The following is a 21,382-nucleotide window of genomic DNA, read 5'->3' as shown; positions in this document are numbered from 1 at the left end:
GGAGCGTGGCCGATCTCGCAGGCCTTGCCGCAGGCGGATCGCCATCGTCCTGACTATCCCGGCATGCGACGAGGGAGGCCCGGGGGCTCATGTCGGCGACAGTGCAGGTTGTGCCTGCGTGTGAAACAGCACGCTTCGATCCTGTGCATGGACCGATCGAGCGCTGGGCTGCGAACTCGCCCCACTCGGTCGCCGCGCTCTGCGGCGAACAGTCGCTGGACTACGCCGAACTCAACCGCCGCGCCAATCGCCTGGCGCGGCATCTGCGTGCGCTGGGCGTCGGGGAGGAGGTCTGCGTCGGCGTTCTGATGGAGCGCTCGCTGGACCTGCCCGTGGCGTTGCTGGCGGTACTGAAGGCGGGCGGCGCGTTCGTACCGCTGGATCCCGCGTATCCGGAGGAGCGGTTGGCGTTCATGCTCGCCGACACCGCCGCGCCCGTGGTCCTGACCCAGTCGTGGCTGCGGGAGCGGCTGCCCGGCATCGGCCATCGCGTCGAATGCGTATGCATCGATACGGCGTGGGACGCGCTGGCGGAATTGGCGGCGACCGATCTCGACACCGCGGTCGCAGCCGAGCAACTCGCGTACGTCATCTATACCTCCGGCTCGACCGGCCGGCCAAAGGGCGTGGAGTTGCTGCATGGAGGGCTGGCCAACCATGCGGCATGGTTGCGGGACGCCGTCGCCATCGTGCCCGACGACCGCATCCTGCAGTGCAATTCGATCAGCTTCGACGCCACCCTGGTGGAATTCTTCGCACCCTTGCAGGGCGGCGCCGCGTTGGTGCTGGCCCATCCCGAGCGGCAGTTGGACATGCCGTATCTGGCGGCCTTGATCGAACGCCAGCAAGTGAGCTTGTTGAACTGCGTGCCCTCGTTCCTGCGTGGCCTGCTCTGCGAACCCTCGCTGGTCCCGGCCCGTTTGCGCTATGTGGCCTGCGGCGGCGAAGCGCTGACCGCGGAACTGGCGCGTCGGCTGCACGAGATCGCGCCGGGCGTGCGGCTGGGAAATTTCTACGGGCCCACCGAAACCACCATCGACGCGACGCATTACGAAGTCCCCCCCGAACCGGACTGCGATGCGCCGGTGCCGATCGGTCGGCCGATCTGCAACGTCTGGTGCGAAGTGCTCGATGCGGAACATCGCCATGTGCCGCCGGGCGTGGTGGGCGAGTTGCACATAGGCGGTGCGGGCGTGGCCCGCGGCTACCGCAACCAGCCCTGGCTGACGGCCGAGCGCTTCATCGATCATCCCTCGCGCCCCGGAACGCGCATGTTCCGCACCGGCGACCGGGTGCGCCAGCACGAGGACGGCAATCTCGATTTCATCGGGCGCACCGATACGCAGGTGAAGGTGCGCGGCTATCGGGTCGAGCTGAGCGAGGTGGAGTCGGCGCTGGCGGCGATCGACGGGGTCGAGGCCGGCGCGGTGGTGTTGCGCGAGGATGCGCCGGGCGAGCCGCGGCTTGTCGCCTATGCGTCGGGCGCGGATCTGAAGACCGACGCGCTACGCGAAGCGCTGCGGCAGCGATTGCCCGGACACATGCTGCCCTCCGCCTTCGTGCTGCTGCCGCAGCTGCCGATGCTGACCAGCGGCAAGATCGATCGCGCGCGACTGCCGGCGCCCTCGCGCGAATCGCTCGCCCAGCAAGCCTTCGAGGCGCCGCGCGGCGAGCTAGAGCGGGAGGTCGCCGGAATCTGGCAGTCGTTGCTGGGTCTGGAGCAGCCTGGCCGCGACGACCACTTCTTCGAACTCGGCGGCGATTCGCTGCTGCTGGTGGCGATGCTGCACCGGCTGCGCCAGCGCGGTTGGACGGTGGATGCCCGCATGGTGTTCGCCCACCCCACGCTGGCGGGCCTGTGCGCGGCGATGGCCGCCGCGCAGCCGCCAACCGTAGCTGCCTTGCCTGCGTCGCGCGTGCCCGAAGACGCCGCCGTGCTTGATCCCGGGATGTTTCCGCTACTCGATCTCGATGCGCAGGAACTGGCGCGGATCGCAGCCGAGGTTCCGGGCGGGGCGGGCAACGTCCAGAACATCTATCCACTGCTGCCGCTGCAGGAGGGGATGCTGTTTCATCACCGTCTGCAGCAACAGGGCGATGCCTACCTATCGCGAAGCGTGTTCGCCTTCGACTCCGGCGAGCGCGCGACGCGATTCCTTGCCGCGCTTCAACAGGTCATCGACCGCCACGATGCGTTTCGCACGGCGATATTCTGGCGTGGCCTGTCGCAGCCGGTGCAGGTGGTGTTGCGCCACGCGCGACTGCCGGTGGTCCGGCTTCGCGGCAGGCGCCACGGCCGCGCGCGCCTGCTGGCGCGGACCGATCCGCTGACGCGACGCATGGCGCTCAACGAAGCGCCGCTGTTCTCCGCGGTCATGGTGGACGACGAGAACGGCGACGGTTCCACTCTGGCCTTGCTGTCGCACCACATCGTCAACGACCGCGTCTCCGAAGAGCTGCTATGGGATGAGGTCGCGGCGATCCTGGCGGGCGCGGCGGAAAGCCTGCCCGCGCCGGTGCCGTACCGTACCTTCGTCGGCCAGATCCTGTCCCGCGACCAGGGCGACGCGAAAGCCTATTTCGAGCGCGAGCTCGGCGACCTGTCCGAACCCACGACTCCGTTTGGGTTGGTCGATGTCCGCAACGATGGCCATCAGGCGTCGGAAAGCCGGATCCGGTTGGACCCGGCGATGTACGCGCGGCTGACCGCAGCGGCACGCGCGGCGGGCGTCAGCGCGGCGGTGCTGTTCCATGTGGCTTGGGCGATGGTGCTCGCGCGTTGCGCCGGCACCGACGACGTCGTCTTCGGTACCGTGCTGTCCGGCCGCCTGGCCACGGGCGACGAGACCAGCGGATGCGTGGGTCTGTTGATGAACACGCTGCCGCTGCGCGTCAAGCTGGCGCAACGCAGCGTGCGCCGGACCGTCGCGACGGTGCATGCGCAGTTGGCGGAACTGGTGGAACACGAGCACGCGCCGCTGGTGCTGGCGAAATCCTGCAGTGCCGTGCCGCCGCACTCGCCGCTGTTCAACTCCTTGCTCAACTACCGGCACAGCGCCCGTGGGCGCTTCGAGCCAGGCAGCGGCGTGCCCCGCAATCCGGACCTGTTCGGCCTGACCCTGCTGTCCGACGAGGAGCGCACCAACTATCCGATTTCCCTGACGATAGACCAGTCCAGCGACGGCTTCGCCATCACCGCTCAGTGCATCGCCGGGGCCGATCCGGCGCGTATCGCTGCGTATGCGTCCGCCGCGATCGCGGCGCTGGTGTCGGCCTTGGAAGCCGGCGGCGACGACGACATCGCCACGCTCGACGTGCTGCCTGGCGATGAATATCGGCGGCTCGTAGTCGATTGCAATGCGACCGCTCGCCCGCAGGGGCGGGCCGGTCGCGTAGTGGACCAAGTGGCTGCGCAGATGAGCCGGCATCCCGACGCACCGGCGCTGCGCTTCGGCGACGAGCGCTTGAGCTATCGAGCGCTCTGCACTCGCGTGGAACGGGTGGCGCGCGTGTTGCGCGCGCGCGGGGTGGCGCGCGGCTCCCGGGTCGGCGTGTGTCTGCCGCGCGGCACGGGGATGGTGGTGACGCTGCTGGCGATCCTGCGGGCGGGCGGCGCCTACGTGCCGCTCGATCCCGAGTATCCGTGCTCGCGTCTGGCCTATATGGCCGGCGACGCGGCATTGGACCTGATCGTGGGCGTCTCGGGACGCTGGGGGACGATCGTGCCTCCGGAGCGCATCTTGCTGCTCGCCGACGTGCTCGCGGAGGCGGACGACGGAACCGACATCGCGTGGGCTGCGGATCCGCAACGCGATGCGCGCGAGGAAGATCCGGCTTATGTGATCTACACCTCCGGTTCGACAGGAACGCCCAAGGGAGTGGTCGTGCCGCATCGGGCGCTGGAGAACTTTCTGGCCAGCATGGCGTCCGTGCCCGGACTGGCCGCGTCCGACCGGCTGATGGCGGTAACGACCCTGAGTTTCGACATCGCCGCCCTGGAGTTGCTGCTGCCCTTGTGCGTCGGCGCGGAGGCGGTCATCGCCAGCCGTGAGGTGGCGTTGGACGGCGTCGCGTTGCGCGGCCTATTGGAATCCAGCCAGGCGACCGTCATGCAGGCCACGCCGGCGACCTGGCGCATGCTGGTCGAGGCCGGCTGGCAGGGGGGCGCCCACTTCAAGGCTCTGGTCGGTGGCGAGGCCTTGGCCGAGGATCTGTCCAAACAGCTGCTCGCGCGCAGCGGAGAAACGTGGAACCTCTATGGCCCCACCGAGACCACGGTCTGGTCGACGTGCTGGCGGGTCGGCGCCGACCGCGCCATATCGATCGGCGGTCCCATCGCCAATACCAGCATCCATGTGCTCGACGCCCACCTGCGCCCTTGCCCGCTCGACGTGGCGGGCGAGATCTACATCGGCGGCGCCGGGCTCAGCCTGGGCTATCACGACCGCCCCGAGCTGACCGCGCAACGTTTCGTCGGGGATCCCTTCGACGACCGGCCCGATGCGCGCCTGTATCGAACCGGGGATCGCGGGCGCTGGTGCGCCGACGGCTTGCTCGAGCATCTGGGGCGGCTGGACTTTCAAGTGAAGTTGCGCGGACACCGCATCGAGCCAGGAGAGATCGAAGCCCGCCTGCTCGCCCATCCGCAGGTCGCGCATTCGGTCGTGGTGGTGCGCAATGAAGCCTCGGGGGATGCGCGCCTGGTCGCCTACGTGGTCGCGACGGCGGACGCGCCCGACGCGAACGCGCTGCGCGCGCACCTGCGCGCGGCGCTCCCCGAGTACATGGTGCCCAGCCACATCCAGTTTCTGCCGAGCCTGCCGCTGGCGCCCAACGGCAAGCTGGACCGCGCCGCCCTGCCGGCGCCCGACGCCGCGCAAGCCGGTTCGGACTTCGAGCCGCCCTGCGGCGACATCGAACAGGCGATCGCCGACATCTGGAAGGAGCTGATCGGTGTGGTGCGGGTCGGACGCCACGACAACTTCTTCGAACTGGGCGGCCATTCCTTGTTGGCGATGCGGGCCGTCGCACGAATCGAAGCCCTGACCGGCGCCAGGATCACCATGCTTCAGCTCGCAACCGGCAGCCTGCATGTCCTGGCCAAGCAGGTGGCCGCGAATTCGCGGCCGCCAACGATGCGCTCGCTGGGCGGAATGCTGGAGCGTGGTTGGCGCCGGCTGCGCACGACGCTGCTGCGCATCGGTCGCGCCGCGCGGGATCCCTAGGTCGGTCGCGCCAAGCTCGCGCCGGTCCACGGCTGGTCGCGCCAACCCGGACCGCGCGTGCGCCGTCGGCGCGTCGGCGGCGAGCGCCTAGCCATGCGGGCGCGCCGCCGCCAGGGCGTTGATGTCGCGCGATTCCAGCACCGCTTTGGGCGCGCCGTGACGCGCGGCCTCCAGCATCGCCAGACCGATGCCCTCGGTGCTCAGGATCCGATTCGGAAACAGGGCCCGCAGCGGCGACAGCAGCGGTTTGGTCAAGGCGTAGAACCAACGATACGAACGCGTGCTCGACACCGCGCCGTGCAGCGGTTGGATCACGCCCGGACGGAACAGATACACCGCCTTGAACGGCAGCCGCTGCAGCGCGTTCTCGGTCCGGCCCTTGACCCGCGCCCACATGCTGCGGCCGCGCTCGCTGCTGTCGGTGCTGGCGCCGGACACGTAGACGAAGCTCATGCGCGGATTCAGCCGCGCCAGGGTTTGCGCGGCGGCCAGGGTGTAGTCGTAGGTGATGCGGCTGTAGTCGGCCTCGTTCATGCCGGCCGAGGACACGCCCAGACAGAAGAAGCAGGCGTCGATGTCGCGCAGCCGGTGTTCGATGGCGCGGTAGTCGTTCAAGTCGGCGTGAACGATGTCCTCGAGTTTGGGATCGCTCAGCCCGGTCGCGTTGCGTCCGACGGTGCGCACGCGCGCGACGTCGGCGGCCAGCAGGCATTCGCGCAGCACGCCCTGGCCGACCATGCCGGTGGCGCCGAAGATCAACACGTTCATGCGCAGGCTCCGGGGTCATGCCGACGCCATTGCGTGCCGGTTATTTGGGCGATCGCCGCGCGGCGGTCTCGCGGCGCAGTCGGAGGGTGCGGGATCGAGGTCATGGCCGCGTCCTCAGGCTTGCGGCAGCGAGGGGATCGCCGGCGCGCCATGGTCGATCGACACGCTGAGCTCGCGCCAATGCCGCGCCTGCGCCGCACGCGCGGATTCGGCGGCGTCGACGAAGTGCAGCGCGTCGCTGCCCAGCAGCAGATGCAGCGGCGGGTCTTCGGCGCGCGCGACGGTGAGCACCGCCAGCGCGACCTTGGCCGGGTCGCCGTTCTCGTTGCCGACGTACTGCGCCAGCAAGTCCGCCAGGGCGCCGACCGAGGGACGGTAGTCGGGCCAGATTTCGGGCAGGTCGCGGCCGGCGATTTCGCCCCAGCCGGTGCGCATGCCGCCGGGTTCGAGCACGCTGATGCGGATGCCCAGCGGCGCGACTTCGTGACTCAACGCTTCGCTGAAACCGCCGACCGCCCACTTCGCGGCCTGGTAGGCGGTGAGGCCGGGCGCTCCCATGCGGCCGCCGACCGAGGAGATCTGCAGGATGCGGCCGCCGCGTTGCGAGCGCATCACCGGCAGGGCGGCGCGGGTCAGGTGGACCACGCCGTAGAAGTTGGTGTCGATCTGGGCGCGGAAGGCGGCTTCGTCGGTTTGCTCGAACGGCGCCAACTGACCGTAGCCGGCGTTGTTGACCAGCACGTCGAGGCGGCCGTAGGCGTCGATCGCGGCCTGCACCGCGGAGCGCGCGGCCTTGGCGTCGGTGACGTCGAGCGCGAACGCGCGGACCTGCCCGGGGTAGCGCGCGACCAGGTCGGCGAGGGTGTCGGGATCGCGTGCGGTCGCGACCACGCGTTCGCCGGCGGCGAGCGCGGCTTCGACGATATGGCGGCCAAGGCCGCGGGAACTGCCGGTGACCAACCAGACTTGAGAGGACATGAGCGGGTACCTGATGGGAGTAGGGGAGAAAAACGTATTTGAGTGCTTAATCACTCATTAAATCGGACAAATAAACACGGCGCGTCGGCGCCGATCAGTGCGAGGTGGCGTTCCAGAACGCTTCGAAACCCGAATCGATGTAGCGCTGCGCGTGTTCCGGTTCGCGCGCGGCGAATTCCATGGTGGTGTCGGCCAGGGCCGCCATGATCGCGGACACGAACGGCTGCGGCAGGCCGCGCAGCGTGCCTTCCGCGGTGCTTTCCTGCAGCAGCGCGCCGAGCTGCGCGAACAGCTGCGCCGCCTCGGCGCGGGTCTGCTCGGTCACGCGTTCGCTGGCGCCCAGTTGCGCGATCGCCTTGCGCTTGGCCGGATGGCGCACGCCCCAGCCGACGTAGTTGCAGAACGCATGGCGCATGCGCTCCTTCAACGCCGCCTCGCGCGGATAGGTGGCCAGCATGATGCCGTGCAGTTCGGTCTTGATCTCCAGATACAGCTGGTTGAACAGCTCGTCCTTGGTGCTGAAGTAGGTGAACAAGGTGCCCTCGGCCACGCCCGCGCGCTGGGCGATCTTCGACGTCGGCGCGCTCGCGCCCTGCTCGGCGATCGCCTGGATGGCGGCGGCGAGGATGGCGTTGCGTTTGTCTTCGCTCTTGGGGCGGGCCATGGCGCGGCATGTAATTGAGTGCGTACTCAATCATATTGGGCGATGATGGCCCGACGCAAGACCGGACCGACCAACGGCGCGACCGCCTACCCCTGCCGAAAGAGGGGGCTTGTGCCCGTGCCGGCCGGCCCCAGCTCGCTATAGGGCCCGTTCACGTACCTCGCCGTGCCCGCGGCGGTGTTCACCCTTCGGATACCCCAGGTGTGATTTGATAAGCAGCTGATTTTTATAGTTAATTTTTCATAGTTGGGGCGAGTGTCCAAGGCCCGGTCGATACCGGCGCGGGGTCTGGATTCGTTCTATCCACGCAACACTGCGGAACTTCCGGGGTCTTTAGCAGTCTTAGACCCCGACTGCTAAGATGGCTGCCATGACCCAGATCACTCTCTCCAACGCCCTAGTCGCCAACAACCTGCCTGTGCCCAGCGCGCTCGGTTCGCTGGACGCGTACATCGGCGCGGTGCACCGCATCCCGGTGCTCACCGTCGAGGACGAGCAGACCCTGGCGCGCCGCTTCCGCGACGAAGAAGACCTCGACGCCGCCCGCGAGCTGGTGCATTCGCACCTGCGTTTCGTGGTGCACGTCGCCCGTGGCTATAACGGTTACGGCCTGCAGATCGGCGACCTGATCCAGGAAGGCAACATCGGCCTGATGAAGGCCGTGAAGCGCTTCGACCCGGAGCAGGGCGTGCGCCTGGTTTCGTTCGCGGTGCACTGGATCCGCGCCGAGATGCACGAGTTCATTCTCAAGAACTGGCGCATCGTCAAGGTCGCGACCACCAAGGCGCAGCGCAAGCTGTTCTTCAACCTGCGCAAGAGCAAGAAGCGCCTGGGTTGGATGAACGCCGAGGAAGTCAGCCAGGTCGCCAAGGATCTCAATGTCTCCGAGCGCGAAGTGCTGGAGATGGAATCGCGCCTGTCCGGACGCGACGTCGGTTTCGACGCGCCGTCCGACGAGGACGACGACCACGCGCCGCCGTCGCCGGCCGCGTACCTGCGCGCGCACGACGAAGACCCGTCGCAGAGCTACGAGCGCGAGGACGAGGAAGACAACCAGCTCGCCCTGCTGCGCGAAGGCCTGTCGGGTCTGGACGAGCGCTCGCGCGATATCGTCAAGCGCCGCTGGCTGGACGCCGACAGCAAGATCACGCTGCAGGAGCTGGCCGACGAGTACGGCGTCAGCGCCGAGCGCATCCGCCAGATCGAAGCCAACGCGCTGAAGAAGATGCGGGCGCTGTTCGCGGCCTGATCCGCACGCGCAAGCTGCAAGCATCGAATGGCCCGGGAAACCGGGCCATTCGCGTTGTGGGTCGGGGTTTTCTGCTGTTGTATGGGTTTCGTCGCTGCGCGCCTGAGTCGCCGTCCGCAACTCCATCGTTCGCAGCGCCGTCACTCCCAATGCCGTCATTCGCGGTGACGTTACTCGCAACGCCGTCATTCGCAATGCCGTCATTCCGGCGAAAGCCGGAACCCATCTTGATCTTGCTCCGGCTGACGCCACGCGCCGTGGCGTTGCGGAACGTCAAAATGGGTTCCGGCTTTCGCCGGAATGACGGGTAAGGGGGTTGCGGGGCATGCGCGGCAGCGCATGGCGCTAACGTCGCGCACGCGATCGGGCGCACGAAGACGCCGCGATGGCGAGCACCGAATGCGCCCGCCATCGCGCGCCGCGCTAGTCCTCGCGATCGCCGAGGATGATGCGCGCGTGGCGCTGGTAGCTCCAGTACGCCCAGGCCCAGTTGATCAGCACGATCACGCGGTTGCGGAAGCCGATCAGGAAGAACACGTGCGCGGCCAGCCAGAACCACCAGGCGAGCAGGCCGGACAGCTTGAAGCCGTGCACGTCGACCACCGCGGCCATGCGGCCGATGGTGGCTAGGTTGCCGTAGTCCTTGTAGCGGAACGGCGCGGTGGCGCGGCCCTGGAGGCGGTCGCGGATCGCACGCGCGACGTGCGCGCCCATCTGCTTGGCCGCGGGCGCCACGCCGGGCACGGGCTTGCCGTCCTGCTGCACGCTGGCCAGGTCGCCGGCGATGAAGATCTCCGGATGGCCGGGCACGCTGAGGTCGGGCAGCACCTGCACGCGGCCGGCGCGGTCGCGCGGCGCATCCAGCAACGCGCCCAGCTTGGACGCGGCCACGCCCGCGGCCCAGACCACGGTGCGCGCGGGCACGAAGGTCGTGCCCAGGGTGTAGCCGCGCTCGTCGATCGCGTTGACCGGCGTGCCGGTGACCACTTCCACGCCGAGCTTCTGCAGTTGCTTGCGGGCCTTCTCCGACAGTTCCTCGGGAAAACTCGACAGCACACGCGGGCCGGCTTCGATCAAGCGCACCTTGGCTTGGGCCGGATCGATGTGGCGGAACTCGCGGCGCAGGGTCTTGCGTGCGATCTCGGCCAGGGTGCCGGCCAGTTCGACGCCGGTGGGGCCGCCGCCGACCACGGCGAAGCTGAGCCAGGCCGCGCGTTCGGCCTCGTCCTGCGCGGCCTCGGCGCGTTCGAACGCGAGCAGCAGGCGGCGGCGGATGTGCAGGGCGTCGTCCAGGGTCTTCAGCCCCGGCGCATCCGGCGCCCAGTCGTCGTGGCCGAAGTAGGCGTGGGTGGCGCCGCTGGCCAGCAACAGCTGGTCGTAGCCGATGCGTTCGCCGTCGGCGAGTTCGACTTCGCGCGCGTCGGCGTCCAGTCCGACCACTTCGCCCAGCCGCACCTCGACGTTGCGCTGGTCGCGCAGGATGTGGCGGAGCGGTGCGGCGATGTCAGGAGAGGACAGGCCGGCGGTGGCGACCTGGTATAGCAGGGGCTGGAACAGATGGTGGTTGCGGCGATCGATCAGGGTGATGCGCACGTCGGCCGAGGCCAGGGCGCGCGTCGCCCACAGACCGCCGAAACCGCCGCCGACGACGACGACGTGCGGTACTCGTGGAGGTTCGTGTGTCATGCGCGCGCCCTCAGCCGTCCAGCCGTTCGCGCAGCAGGTCTTCCAGGGTGTGCTGGTCGGCGGCGAAGCGGCGGATGCCGTCGGCGAGCTTGTCGGTCGCCATCGCGTCCTGGTTGTGCAGCCAGCGGAACTCGGCCTCGCTCATCGGGCGCGGCGCTTCGTAGCGCTCGCCGTCGTCGATCAGCGCCGGCGCGACCTCGCCCTGGCTGGATTCCAATGCGCCCAGCAGGTCCGGCGAGATCGTCAGGCGGTCGCAGCCGGCCAGCGCCAGCACCTGGCCGACGTTGCGGAAGCTCGCGCCCATGACCACCGTCTTGTAGCCGAAGGCCTTGTAGTAGCGCCAGATCTGCGTCACCGACTGCACGCCCGGATCGTCCTGCGGCGTGGCCGGCGGGCTCATGCCGTTGGCCAGGTGCCAGTCGAGGATGCGGCCGACGAAGGGCGAGATCAGGAACACTTCGGCCTCGGCGCAGGCGACGGCCTGGGCGAAGGAGAACAGCAGGGTCAGATTGCAGTGGATGCCTTCGCGCTCGAGCTGTTGGGCGGCGCGGATGCCTTCCCAGGTCGCGGCGATCTTGATCAGCAGGCGGTCGCGGCCGATGCCGGCCTCGGCGTACAGCTGCACCAGGCGGCGCGCCTTGGCCAGGGTGGCCTCGGTGTCGAAGCTCAGGCGCGCGTCGACCTCGGTCGAGACCCGGCCGGGGATCAGCTTGAGGATCTGCGCGCCGATCGCCACGGCCAGACGGTCGCTGGCGTCGGCGACGCGGTCCTGGGTGCTCGCCCATCGGGTTCGCTCGAGCGCGGCGTCGATCAGCGGCGCGTAGGCCGGCAACGCGGCCGCCTTCAGCAGCAACGAGGGATTGGTGGTGGCGTCGAGCGGGCGGAAGCGCGCGATCGCCTCGATGTCGCCGGTGTCGGCGACCACCGCGGACAGGGCCCGCAGTCGTTCGAGTTGGCTGGTCATGGCAGGGTCGTCTTCGTCGTTGGATTCGACGCCATTCTCGCCGATCGCGACGGGCGGGTGATGAAGCCGGCCTATCTTCTGACACGCGCCGCGCAGACGGTTGCGCTAGGCTGGCGCCGACAGGGCCGGCCGCGGCCCGGGAGCGCGCGCATGGCCGCCAACGAAGAAAAACGCATCGCGCTGCTGATCGACGCCGACAACGCGCCGGCGGCCAAGATCGACGTGATCCTGACCGAGGTCGCGCGCTACGGCGTAGCCAACGTGCGCCGCGCCTACGGCAACTGGAAAAGCGCCAGCCTCAAGAGCTGGGAGGCGGTGTTGCACGAGTACGCGATCCGGCCGATCCAGCAGTTCGCCTACAGCAAGGGCAAGAACGCGTCCGACATGGCGATGGTGATCGACGCCATGGACCTGCTGTACGCGCGCAACCTCGACGGCTTCGCGATCGTGTCCAGCGACGCCGATTTCACCCCGCTGGTGATGCGCCTGCTCACCGACGGCGTCAAGGTCTATGGCTTCGGCGAGAAGAAAACGCCGGAGCCTTTCGTCAACGCCTGCTCCAAGTTCACCTATGTCGAAGCCTTGGGCCAACCGGCCAGTGCCGACGTGCCCGCGGAGGAGCGCGCGACCACGCCGCAGCGCAGCGCCAAGGATCTGCGCGGCGACACCAAGTTGGTGCTGATGTTGCGCAGCGCGGTCGATGCGGTCAGCGGCGACGACGGCTGGTCGCACCTGGGCGCGGTCGGCCATCAGATCGGCAACCAGGCCTCGTTCGATTCGCGCAACTACGGTTATCGCAAGCTCAGCGATCTGATCGAGGCCACCGGCTTGTTCGAGGTGCGGCGCGACAACCAGATCGTGTGGATCCGCGATCAGCCCAAGGGCAAGGCCGGCGGCAAAAGCGGCGGCGGCAAGGCCGCCAAGGGCTAGCGCGGGCGGCCGCGCGAACGCATAGGATGGGGGCGCCGGCCGATCGGCGGCGGCGCGTTGCGACAGGGGACGGAACCGGATGAACACTGCGACGATCGCCATCGCGCGCGTGGCGCCCTTGCCGTCGCGGCGGCAGGCGTTGGTGTTCGCGTGCAAGGCCTGGGGCCTGCGCGGTCTGCGCTGGCTGCGCGACGCTTTCGATCCCGCGCGCCCGCGCCGGCATGCGCGTGCGCAGGCGCTGCGCGAGGCGCCGGTGCTGGCCGAGTTCGAAAGCCCGCTGTGGCCGCAGGACGAAGTCGATCCGCTGCTGGTCGCCGGCAAGTTGCAGAACCTGCGCCAGGCCTTGAAGCGCCTGCACGGAATCGAGGTGGCGGCCGGCGCGAGCTTCGGGTTCTGGAAGCAGATCGGGCGCGCGACGCGCGGACGCGGCTATGCGGTCGGCCGCGAGCTGCGCGAGGGCTGCGTGATTCCCGCCGTGGGCGGCGGCTTGTGCCAGCTCAGCAATGCGCTCTACGACGGCGCGGTGCGCGCCGGCCTGGAAGTGACCGAACGCCATCGCCATTCGCGCGTACTGCCGGGTTCGCTGGCCGAGCAGGACCGCGACGCGACGGTGTTCTGGAATTACCTGGATCTGCGCCTGCGCGCGCCGTTCGCCTGGCGCCTGGAAGCGACGATGGACGCGCAGCGCCTGTGGCTGCGCATCCGCGGCCATCGCAGCCAGGCGCCGTCGAACTGGCCGCTGGCGGTGTCGCCGCGGCGGCCGCCGGAGGCCAGCAACGATTGCGGCAGCTGCGAGCAGCACGAATGCCATCGCCACACCGGTCCCAGCACGCAGGTCCTGCGGCGGCTGTGGTGGATGGAGGATGCGTGGCCCGAGTTCCGTGCCGCGCTGCAAGCTGAGCGCCGCGACGAAGATCGGGTGTTCGGCCCGGGCGGTCGCCGTTTCCCCGCGCAGGCGCCGCTGCGCCGCGTGGCGCAGTCGCTGGCCTGGCGGTATGGGCGCTGGCGCGGCCACGCCCTGCCGCAGGTGCGGCTGGCGCAGCTGCGCGCGCACGCGCGCGATCTGGCGCGGCAGTTGCGGCCGAACGATCTGGATCTGGTGCTGCCGCAAAGCCTGCTGCCGTTCCTGTGGCGCGAGGGCGAGCTGGCCGGACGCCGCTACGCGGTGATGATGAGCGCGCTGCCGATGCGCGCCTTGCAGGCGCAGCTGGACCGTGCCTCGCAACGCCATCCGCAGGTGCTGTCGCTGCGCGATTTCCGCGCCGACCCCGGCCTGATCGAGGCGGAGTGGAACGGGCTGCTCGCGGCAGAAGCCTGGTGGAGTCCGCATGCGCAGATCCTCGCCCTGGCCGGCGCGCGCGCACGCCGGCTGGAGTGGCAGCTGCCGGAGGCCTTGCCGGCGCAGGCGCGCGTGGCCGCGGGCGAGCGGGGGCGGGTGTTTTTCCCCGCCTCGCCGTTGGCGCGCAAGGGCATCCTCGAAATGCTGGAAGCGCTGGGCGACCAAGACGTCGAGATCCTGCTGCCGCCCGGCGACAGCGAGCGCGGCTTGAATTCCGGCCGCGCGACTCTGCGCCGCGTCGCGTCCTATCGCCAGGGCCTGGCGGAGGCCGATGCGGTGGCGCTGCCGGCCTGGGTCGAGCATCAGCCGCGCGCCTTGCTGGCCGCGATCGCCAGCGGCGTGCCGGTGATCGCCAGCGCGGCCTGCGGGCTGGATCCGACTCGCGGCGGCTGGCGCGAGGTCGGCGCCGGCGACGTCGATGCGCTGCGCGAGGCGCTGCTGTCGGTGCTGCCACGGCGTTGAACGCTGCGCCCGGGGTCGGCGCGTCCGCGTCGCCGCCGCGTCGGGCAGCGGCTACACTGCCGCCACCTTTCCGTCCGCTTGCGCGCGAGAGAGCATGCAGCCGCAACCCATCGATCTGAGCACGGTGCTGATCGTCGAGGACGAGGCCGCCGCGCGTGCGCGCATGCTCGACCTGATGCGCGCGCTGGCGGGGCCGCAGGCGCGCATCGATGCCGTCGCCGATCTGGCCGCGGCGCGCGCGCAATTGCAGCGCGCGCCGTACGACCTGGCGCTGGTGGACGTGCAACTGCCCGACGGCAGCGGCATCGAGCTGATCGCCTGGATGACGGCGCGGTTGCCGCGCGTCGCGTCGGTGATCGTATCGGCCTATGCCGAGGAAGACACCATCCTGGCGGCGGTACGGGCCGGCGCGATCGGTTATCTGCTCAAGGATCGCGACGACGACGAGTTGCGCCTGTCCTTGCAGAGCCTGCAGCGCGGCGGCGCGCCGATCGATCCGCTGATCGCGCGCCGCATCCTGGCCTTGGTGCCGGCCGCGCCGGCGCCGTTGCCGGCGCGCGAGCCCGAGCCCGCGGCGCAGTTGTCCGAACGCGAGCGCGAGATCCTGCGCCTGGTCGCGCAAGGCTTCAGCAACCGCGAAATCGCCGAGTTGGTGGCCTTGTCCAAGCTCACCATCGAATGCCATACCAAGAACATCTACCGCAAGCTCGCCGTGGGCTCGCGCACGGCGGCCGTGTTCGAGGCGCGCGCGCTGGGGCTGCTCAACTGAGCCCGCGTCGGTCCGGCGCGGCGCTGCGGCCGCTGTGGGCGTTGTGGCTGCTGGCCTTGCTCGCCTGCTCCGGGCTGGCGCAGGCCGCACCGCCGGCCGAACCCGGCGTCGTGCTGCTCGACCGCGCCGAGGCGGCGCGCTCGGACTGGAACGCCGCCGTGCCGCCTGCCGCGGGCTGGACGCCGGTGACCCTGCTGGACGTGTGGAACAAGCGCTGGCCCGGCCACGACGGCGTGGTCTGGTATCGGCTGCACTGGCATCAGGACGATCCGCGCCGGCCGACCGCGCTGCTGGCCGATTACATGAGCCTGAGCGGCGCGATCTACGTCAACGGCGAGGCGGTGGCGCGCGATCCGCAACTGGTCGAACCGCTGTCGCGCACCTGGAACGCGCCGCACTACGTGCTGCTGCCGCCGTCGCTGCTGCGCGCCGGCGACAACAGCGTATGGCTGCGCGTGTCGGGACTGTCGGACTACCTGCCCGGCGCCGGACCGGTGCGGGTGGGCGATCCGCAGGCGCTGCAACAGCGCTACCGCAGCGAGCGCTTCGTGCGCTACGACATCAAGCTGATCAATCTGGCCATGGCGGTGGTGTTGGGCGGCGTGTTCCTGCTGATGTGGCTGCTGCGGCGCAAGGACAGCGTCTACGGCTGGTTCGCGCTGACCGAGCTGATCGGTTCGTTGTACGGCTACAACCACATCGCCACCGAAATCTGGCCGCTGCGAAGCACCGATGCCTGGCAGGCGTTCAACGCCGCGTTCTATGTGACCGCCGGCGTCTGCTACGTGCTGTTCCTGCTGCGTTACTGCGAGCGGCGCTATCCGCGCCTGGAGCGCGTGCTGGCGGCGTTGGCGGCGGCCGCGCTGTTGACGGCCGCGCTGGCGCCGGTCTGGATGGGCCATCAGCGCAACCTCTGGTTCGCGCTCGGCGGCCTGATCTACTACATCGGCATCGGCTGGTTCCTGATCCAGGCCTGGCGCATTCGCCGTGCCGATACGCTGGTGTTGGCGGCGTGTCTGTTGCTGCCGGTGCTGGTCTCGTTCCGCGACTTCGCCGTGTTCTTCGGCTGGGCCGGCGGCACGACGTACTGGCTCAGCCTGACGTCGGTGCTGACCCTGATCGGGATCGGCTTCGTGCTGTCGTACCGGTTCGTTGCCGCGATGCGGCGCGTGGAAGGCTTCAACCTGGAGCTTAAGCGCGAAGTCGAGCACGCGACCTCAGAACTCGCCGCGACCCTCTCGCGCCAGCACGCGCTGGAGCTGGCGCACAGCCGCGCCGGCGAGCGCCTGCAGCTGGTGCGCGATCTGCACGACGGTTTCGGCGGCACCCTGGTGGCGACGATCGCGCAGTTGGAGCGGGCGCCCGGCGACACGTCCAAGGCGGCGGTGGTGGCGACCTTGAAGGAACTGCGCGACGACCTACGCCTGGTGATCGACAGCACCGCGCGCGAACACGCCGACCTGGCCGCGCAGCTGGCGCCGTTGCGGCACCGGCTGGGGCGCTTGCTGGAGACGGCCGACATCGACAGCCGCTGGCAGTTGCAGGGACTGGACGGCGTTGCGCTGGACAGCGCGCGCAGCCTGGATTTGCTGCGTCTGTTGCAGGAGGCGCTGACCAACGTGTTCAAGCACAGCCGCGCGCGCCGCGTGGACGTGCGCATCGCGCGTGTGGACGAGCGCCTGCACTTGCGGGTGGACGACGACGGCGAGGGCATGGCGGCGGTATCGGGCGATGTCGGCGGCGGCGCGGGCCTGGCCAGCATGCGCTTGCGCGCGCAGCGTTTGGGTGGGGAATTGCGGGTCGAGTCCGGGCCGCAGGGCACGGGGCTGTTCGTGGAGTTTCCGCTGTCGGTGTGAGAGGCGCTTGCGTCGCAAGCGCCGTGCGAGCAAGAGCAAATCCCCCTCAATCCCCCTTTTTCAAAGGGGGAGGCGCATGTCGGGGATTTCGCGACGCCTCAATACAAATCCGCCGGATCCACATCCAGCGACCAGCGCACCTTGCGCGCTTCGGGCATGGCGTGGATCGCCGGCAGGGCGCGGTCCAGCGCGGCATGCAGCGCGCGCCGCTCCGGCGCCGACAGGATCAGCTGCGCGCGCTGGTAGCCGGCGCGGCGCGGCATCGGCGCCGGCACCGGGCCGTTGAGTTCCAGCGTGGCCTCGCCGACCTCGCGCAGCGCCGCGCGCGCGGCCTGCAGGAAGGCGTTGGCGTGGTCGGCTTCCTTGGCCTCGGCGCGCAGCAGGGCCATGTGCGCGTACGGCGGAAAACCGGCCAGCTCGCGCTGCGCCAGTTCCAGCTCGGCGAAGGCGGCGTAGCCGCCGGCCAGCAGGGTGCTCAGCAGCGGGTGTTCGGGATGATGGGTCTGCAGCACCACTTCGCCGGGCTTGTGTGCGCGACCGGCGCGGCCGGCGACCTGGATCAGCAACTGCGCGAGCTTTTCCGGCGCGCGGAAGTCGGCGCTGAACAAGCCCTCGTCGATGCCGACCACCGCCACCAGGGTCAGGTGCGGCAGGTCGTGACCCTTGGCCAGCATCTGCGTGCCGACCAGGATGCCGCGCGCGGTGCCGAACTCGGCCAGATGTTTTTCCAGCGCGTCGCGGCGCTGGGTGGTGCCGCGGTCGATGCGCAGCACCGGCACGTCGAGAAAGCGCGCCGCCAGCGCTTCCTCGATGCGCTCGGTGCCCGCGCCCTGCGATTGCAGCGCCAGGCCGCCGCAGTCGGGACAGGCGTTGGGCGCGGGGCGGCGCGCGCCGCAGTGGTGGCATTGCAGGCGCCGGCCGCCGGCGTGCACGGTCATCGGCGTGGGCGAGGTCGGGGTGCTGCAGCGATGGCAGTGCGCGCTCCAGCCGCAGTCGTGGCAGATCAGCACCGGCGCGTAGCCGCGACGGTTCTTGAACACCAGCACCTGGCCGTCGGCGTCCAGCGCGCGTGCGATGGTTTCGATCAGTTCCGGCGACAGGCCGGCGTCGAGCGGGCGCTTGCGCACGTCGACCACGCGCACGCGCGGCGGCTGCGCCGCGCCGGCGCGCCGCAGCAGGCGCAGGTGCGCGTAGCGGCCGGCCTGGGCGTTGCGCAGCGACTCCAGCGACGGCGTCGCGCTGCCCAGCAGCACCGGCACGTTCAGCGCCTTGGCGCGCACCAGGGCGAAGTCTCGCGCGTGGTAGCGGATGCCGTCGAGCTGCTTGAAGCTGCCGTCGTGCTCCTCGTCGACCACGATCAGGCCGGCCTCGGGCAGCGGCAGGAAGATCGCCGAGCGCGTGCCCACGATCACGCGCGCCTCGCCGCGCAGGCAGGCGGCCCAGGTGCGCGCGCGCTCGCCGTCGCCCAGGCCCGAATGCAGCGCGTGCACCGGCACGCCCAGGCGGGCGCGGAAGCGCGCCAGGGTCTGCGGGGTCAGGCCGATTTCGGGCACCAGCACCAGCGCCTGACGCCCGCGCGCCAGGCAGTCGGCGATCGCGCGCAGGTAGACCTCGGTCTTGCCGCTGCCGGTGACGCCGTCCAGCAGCAAGGGCGCGAAGCCGTCGCGCGCCGCCAGCACCGCGTCGATGGCCGCCTGTTGTTCGTCGTTGAGCATCGGGCCCGGTTGCGGCGCGGCGGCGACGGCGCTGGCCGGCACCGCGATGCGCTCGGCCAGGCCGCGCTTGGCCAGCGCGCGCGCGGCCGCGCGCCAGTCGGGATCGTGCGCGTCGTCGGTGAGGTCCAGCGCATCCTCGTCGCAGGCGCCGTCCTGCAGGCGGTCGGCGAGGCGGCGCGGGCGGCCCGCGCGCAGCCCCGGCCGCGCGGTCAGGCCGGCTTCGGTCAGCCGCCAGGCCCAGGCATGGGTGTCGGCCAGCGCCTCGCCATGGCGCAGCGGCGCGGGCAGGGCGGTGGCGAACACCTCGCCCAGCGGGGCATGGGTGTAGCGCGCCAGCCAGCGCAGCGAGTCGAGCAGCTCGCCGTGGAACAGCGGCTGCGCATCGAGGCGGCTCAGCGCCGGCTTGGGGTCCGGCGCGCCGGCGTCGGCGGGGCCGGTGTCGGCGACCACACCGACCAGCTCGCGGCTGCCGAACGGCACGCGCACGCGCGCGCCCACGTCCGCCGACGCCGCCGCGGCACCGTCGGCGGGGCGGTAATCGAACAGGCGCGGCAGCGGCACGGGCAGGGCGACCCGCCAGACCGATGTAAGTGACTGAGTGGAGCCGTCGGACATGCGCTCAGTCTAGCGAGCGCGCTCGCGCGCCGGCTGCTACGCAGTTGCGCATCATTGCTGCCCCCATCGTGACAAAGCGCACGCAAGTAGCGGTGCTTAAAGAAAATTCACCCTTATCCACACGAGCTGTGGATAAATCTGTGCATGCCGTGTCGGCAGGGCTGCGCGACGACGCTGGAATAAGCCCTGCAGCCAGGTTGGTGAAAAAATCGCCAACGCGTATATTTCTTTAGGAATCAAGGGCTTGATCGTGAAACATCGCTGTAATGCAGGCTTTTTGGGGGTTCTTCCCCAGGCCGATGACGCTTCTGTTACCGCTGTGCACAACCGTTTTTTCCTGCAGGCCGCGTCCTGCTTCACGGAGCAGGATTTGGCGCGGTGTCAAGCGGTTTTATGCGACCGGCGCCTCGCTATGATGCGGCCATGCTGATGCGTACGCGATGAGCCCCGTAGGCACGGGTTCCACTCCCTCCGGCAGCGCCGGGCACAAGAACGATGCGCCGGCCGCCTTGTCGGCGTTTCTGCGCGGCGTCGAGCGTCGCGGCGCGGTCCTGGCCGAGCTGCAGGCGGGCGATGCCGGCACCGGCGACGCCGCCCTGGCGGCGGCCATGCACGCGTTCCGCGACGGCATCGAGGCCGCGCCCCTGGCCGACTGGCCGCGCCGCTTCTGGTCGCAGTTGTTGGCCCAGCCCGGCCTGCACCAGCGCACCCGGGTCGCGATTCCATTGGACGCCACCGACCGTCTGGGCGAACTCGGGCACGGCCCGCGCGCGGCGCTGCTGCTGCGTCTGGCCGCCGGCCTGTCCGAGCCCGATGCCGCGGCCGCGCTGGGCGTGGCCCAGCCGACCTACCGTCTGGCCCTGCAGCGCGCGCTGCCGCACCACGCCGACGGCCGCGCCGACCCGGCGGCGTGGCAGCAGTTGCGCGAGCAGATCCACCGCCGCATCAAGACGCTGCCGCCGGAGCGGTTGGCGCGCCTGACCGCCGCGCGCGAGGCCGCTTTGCGCGGCGACGCCACCGCCTCCGCCGGCACGCGCGACGCGGCGCCGGTCGCCGTACGGCGCCGGCCGCGCTGGCTGCTGGCCGCGCTGTGGCTGCTGCTGGCCCTGTGCGTGCTGGCCTTCGCCGCGACCTGGTGGTGGCCGTTCGGCGGCGTGCCGGCATGGCTGGGCGGTGCGCCGATCCGGGTGGAGCCCTTGCCTGCGGCCGAGGCGCCGGCCGAGCGCTATGGTCACGACGCCGGCGTCATCGGCGACCGCGATTTCGCCCTGCTCGCCGATCCGGCGGGCGAGGCGGCGGCGCGCGATCTGGCGTTCCACAGCTGGCTGGCCGCGCGCGATCGCGCCGGCCCGCAGGGCCTGCCCGGCGAGAGCGCCGAACCGCCGCCGGCCGACGCGCCCGGCGCCGCCGCGGCCGGCGCCGAGACCTCGACCGAAGCCGAGACCGAGAGCGCCGATGCGCCGGCTTGAGTCCCCGCGACGCGCCTGGGTCCGCCTGACCGCGCTGCTGGCGCTGGCCTTGCTGCTGGGTACCGTTGCCGCGCAAACCCTGCCGCCGGAGTACCAGCGCATCACCCAGCGCCTGCCCGCCGACGCGCGTGCGCGCCTGCAGGCCAACGCCGCGCAGTGGTCGGCCTGGAGCGCCGAGCAGCGCGCCGCCTACACGACCCGCGCCGCGCGCTGGAATGCGCTGCCCGCGAGCGAACGCGCGCGCCTGCGCGAACGCTATGCCGCCTGGCAGGCGCTGCCGGCCGACGAGCGCGCCGCGGCGCAGGGCGCGGCCGCGCGCTATGCCGCGCTGCCGCTGGAGCAACAGCAGGCCCTGCGCGCGCGTTACGACGCGCTGGACGGCAGCCTGCAGCGCGGCTGGTTGCTGGGGCCGACCCTGGGCCTGGACTACGCTGCCTTGCAGCCGCTGCTGGCGCAGCTGCCGCCGGAGCAGCACGAGCCGATGCTGCGGGTGCTGCGCGAACTCAGCCCGCAGCGGCGCAAGGATCTGGCGGCGCTGGTGCAGCGCACGCCGCCGCAAGACCGCGACGCCCTGCGCCGCGAGCTGTTGGCCACGCGCTGGGACGAACGCGACGGCTGGTTCTGGCACAAGCTGGGGCAGTAGCGCGGTCGCCCGACTGCGCCGAAGCCGCCGGATGCGGCGAGCCGGCGGCG

14 protein-coding genes are annotated in these 21,382 nt (G+C 70.5%); 8 read left to right on the top strand and 6 right to left on the bottom strand.

Translation table 11 applies throughout. From position 1 onward, the window contains the following. The first annotated feature begins 89 nt into the window (after positions 1-89). Positions 90-5,225, top strand: a complete 5,136-nt coding sequence (locus LVB77_RS21155) for a non-ribosomal peptide synthetase (RefSeq protein ID WP_232908166.1) — start codon at positions 90-92, stop codon at positions 5,223-5,225. A gap of 87 nt (positions 5,226-5,312) precedes the next feature. On the opposite strand, the gene LVB77_RS21150 is transcribed toward LVB77_RS21155, so the two are convergent. The 3 genes from LVB77_RS21150 to LVB77_RS21140 form a co-directional block, all read right to left on the bottom strand. Further along, on the bottom strand, positions 5,313-5,993 hold the full coding sequence (locus LVB77_RS21150; protein WP_232908165.1) for an NAD(P)H-binding protein: 681 nt from the start codon (positions 5,991-5,993) through the stop codon (positions 5,313-5,315). A 114-nt stretch (positions 5,994-6,107) separates the two neighbouring features. Beyond that, positions 6,108-6,971 carry an SDR family NAD(P)-dependent oxidoreductase gene (locus tag LVB77_RS21145; RefSeq protein WP_232908164.1) on the bottom strand — a complete coding sequence of 288 codons (864 nt, stop codon included), beginning with the start codon at positions 6,969-6,971 and terminating at the stop codon, positions 6,108-6,110. A gap of 94 nt (positions 6,972-7,065) precedes the next feature. Further along, complete coding sequence (locus LVB77_RS21140) at positions 7,066-7,635, bottom strand: TetR/AcrR family transcriptional regulator (RefSeq protein ID WP_232908163.1); 570 nt, start codon at positions 7,633-7,635, stop codon at positions 7,066-7,068. 370 nt (positions 7,636-8,005) lie between these two features. On the opposite strand from LVB77_RS21140, the gene rpoH reads away from it, so the two are divergent. Then, a complete protein-coding gene (gene rpoH / locus LVB77_RS21135) occupies positions 8,006-8,884 on the top strand; it encodes an RNA polymerase sigma factor RpoH (RefSeq protein ID WP_232908162.1) in 879 nt (292 codons plus the stop codon). A 423-nt stretch (positions 8,885-9,307) separates the two neighbouring features. Here rpoH and LVB77_RS21130 read toward each other — a convergent pair whose 3' ends face one another. Beyond that, entirely contained in the window at positions 9,308-10,570 is a 1,263-nt protein-coding gene (locus LVB77_RS21130; RefSeq protein ID WP_232908161.1) for an NAD(P)/FAD-dependent oxidoreductase, read from the bottom strand. 10 nt (positions 10,571-10,580) lie between these two features. Continuing rightward, a complete protein-coding gene (gene tal, locus LVB77_RS21125; RefSeq protein WP_232908160.1) occupies positions 10,581-11,534 on the bottom strand; it encodes a transaldolase in 954 nt (317 codons plus the stop codon). A 150-nt stretch (positions 11,535-11,684) separates the two neighbouring features. Between tal and LVB77_RS21120 the strand changes: the two genes are divergently transcribed. The 4 genes from LVB77_RS21120 (at position 11,685) to LVB77_RS21105 (ending at position 16,890) form a co-directional block, all read left to right on the top strand. Continuing rightward, the gene (locus LVB77_RS21120; RefSeq protein WP_232908159.1) at positions 11,685-12,464 is read left to right on the top strand and encodes an NYN domain-containing protein; all 780 of its coding nucleotides are present in this window, start codon (positions 11,685-11,687) and stop codon (positions 12,462-12,464) included. A 79-nt stretch (positions 12,465-12,543) separates the two neighbouring features. After that, entirely contained in the window at positions 12,544-14,265 is a 1,722-nt protein-coding gene (locus LVB77_RS21115; RefSeq protein WP_232908158.1) for a VanW family protein, read from the top strand. Positions 14,266-14,359: 94 nt separating this feature from the next. Then, positions 14,360-15,034 carry a response regulator transcription factor gene (locus tag LVB77_RS21110; RefSeq protein WP_232908157.1) on the top strand — a complete coding sequence of 225 codons (675 nt, stop codon included), beginning with the start codon at positions 14,360-14,362 and terminating at the stop codon, positions 15,032-15,034. A 41-nt stretch (positions 15,035-15,075) separates the two neighbouring features. Then, positions 15,076-16,890, top strand: a complete 1,815-nt coding sequence (locus LVB77_RS21105; RefSeq protein ID WP_232908156.1) for an ATP-binding protein — start codon at positions 15,076-15,078, stop codon at positions 16,888-16,890. A gap of 98 nt (positions 16,891-16,988) precedes the next feature. Here LVB77_RS21105 and LVB77_RS21100 read toward each other — a convergent pair whose 3' ends face one another. Beyond that, on the bottom strand, positions 16,989-19,220 hold the full coding sequence (locus LVB77_RS21100) for a primosomal protein N' (RefSeq protein WP_232908155.1): 2,232 nt from the start codon (positions 19,218-19,220) through the stop codon (positions 16,989-16,991). A 440-nt stretch (positions 19,221-19,660) separates the two neighbouring features. Between LVB77_RS21100 and LVB77_RS21095 the strand changes: the two genes are divergently transcribed. Together LVB77_RS21095 and LVB77_RS21090 are read left to right on the top strand one after the other, a co-directional pair. Continuing rightward, positions 19,661-20,689, top strand: coding sequence for a hypothetical protein (locus LVB77_RS21095; protein ID WP_232908154.1), 1,029 nt, complete (start codon positions 19,661-19,663; stop codon positions 20,687-20,689). Beyond that, on the top strand, positions 20,676-21,332 hold the full coding sequence (locus LVB77_RS21090) for a DUF3106 domain-containing protein (protein ID WP_232908153.1): 657 nt from the start codon (positions 20,676-20,678) through the stop codon (positions 21,330-21,332). The genes LVB77_RS21095 and LVB77_RS21090 overlap by 14 nt, the downstream gene beginning before the upstream one ends. Positions 21,333-21,382: the final 50 nt, after the last annotated feature.

The organism is Lysobacter sp. 5GHs7-4, assembly GCF_021284765.1.
GTDB lineage: Bacteria > Pseudomonadota > Gammaproteobacteria > Xanthomonadales > Xanthomonadaceae > Lysobacter.
This window is presented reverse-complemented; position numbering and strand designations above follow the sequence as displayed.

What these genes read in the sequence shown, in the direction of transcription:
- LVB77_RS21155 (WP_232908166.1), top strand. Translation starts at nt 90, where the DNA reads ATGTCGGCGACAGTGCAGGTTGTGCCTGCGTGTGAAACAGCACGCTTC.
- LVB77_RS21150 (WP_232908165.1), bottom strand. Translation starts at nt 5,993, where the DNA reads ATGAACGTGTTGATCTTCGGCGCCACCGGCATGGTCGGCCAGGGCGTG.
- LVB77_RS21145 (WP_232908164.1), bottom strand. Translation starts at nt 6,971, where the DNA reads ATGTCCTCTCAAGTCTGGTTGGTCACCGGCAGTTCCCGCGGCCTTGGC.
- LVB77_RS21140 (WP_232908163.1), bottom strand. Translation starts at nt 7,635, where the DNA reads ATGGCCCGCCCCAAGAGCGAAGACAAACGCAACGCCATCCTCGCCGCC.
- rpoH (WP_232908162.1), top strand. Translation starts at nt 8,006, where the DNA reads ATGACCCAGATCACTCTCTCCAACGCCCTAGTCGCCAACAACCTGCCT.
- LVB77_RS21130 (WP_232908161.1), bottom strand. Translation starts at nt 10,570, where the DNA reads ATGACACACGAACCTCCACGAGTACCGCACGTCGTCGTCGTCGGCGGC.
- tal (WP_232908160.1), bottom strand. Translation starts at nt 11,534, where the DNA reads ATGACCAGCCAACTCGAACGACTGCGGGCCCTGTCCGCGGTGGTCGCC.
- LVB77_RS21120 (WP_232908159.1), top strand. Translation starts at nt 11,685, where the DNA reads ATGGCCGCCAACGAAGAAAAACGCATCGCGCTGCTGATCGACGCCGAC.
- LVB77_RS21115 (WP_232908158.1), top strand. Translation starts at nt 12,544, where the DNA reads ATGAACACTGCGACGATCGCCATCGCGCGCGTGGCGCCCTTGCCGTCG.
- LVB77_RS21110 (WP_232908157.1), top strand. Translation starts at nt 14,360, where the DNA reads ATGCAGCCGCAACCCATCGATCTGAGCACGGTGCTGATCGTCGAGGAC.
- LVB77_RS21100 (WP_232908155.1), bottom strand. Translation starts at nt 19,220, where the DNA reads ATGTCCGACGGCTCCACTCAGTCACTTACATCGGTCTGGCGGGTCGCC.
- LVB77_RS21095 (WP_232908154.1), top strand. Translation starts at nt 19,661, where the DNA reads ATGAGCCCCGTAGGCACGGGTTCCACTCCCTCCGGCAGCGCCGGGCAC.
- LVB77_RS21090 (WP_232908153.1), top strand. Translation starts at nt 20,676, where the DNA reads ATGCGCCGGCTTGAGTCCCCGCGACGCGCCTGGGTCCGCCTGACCGCG.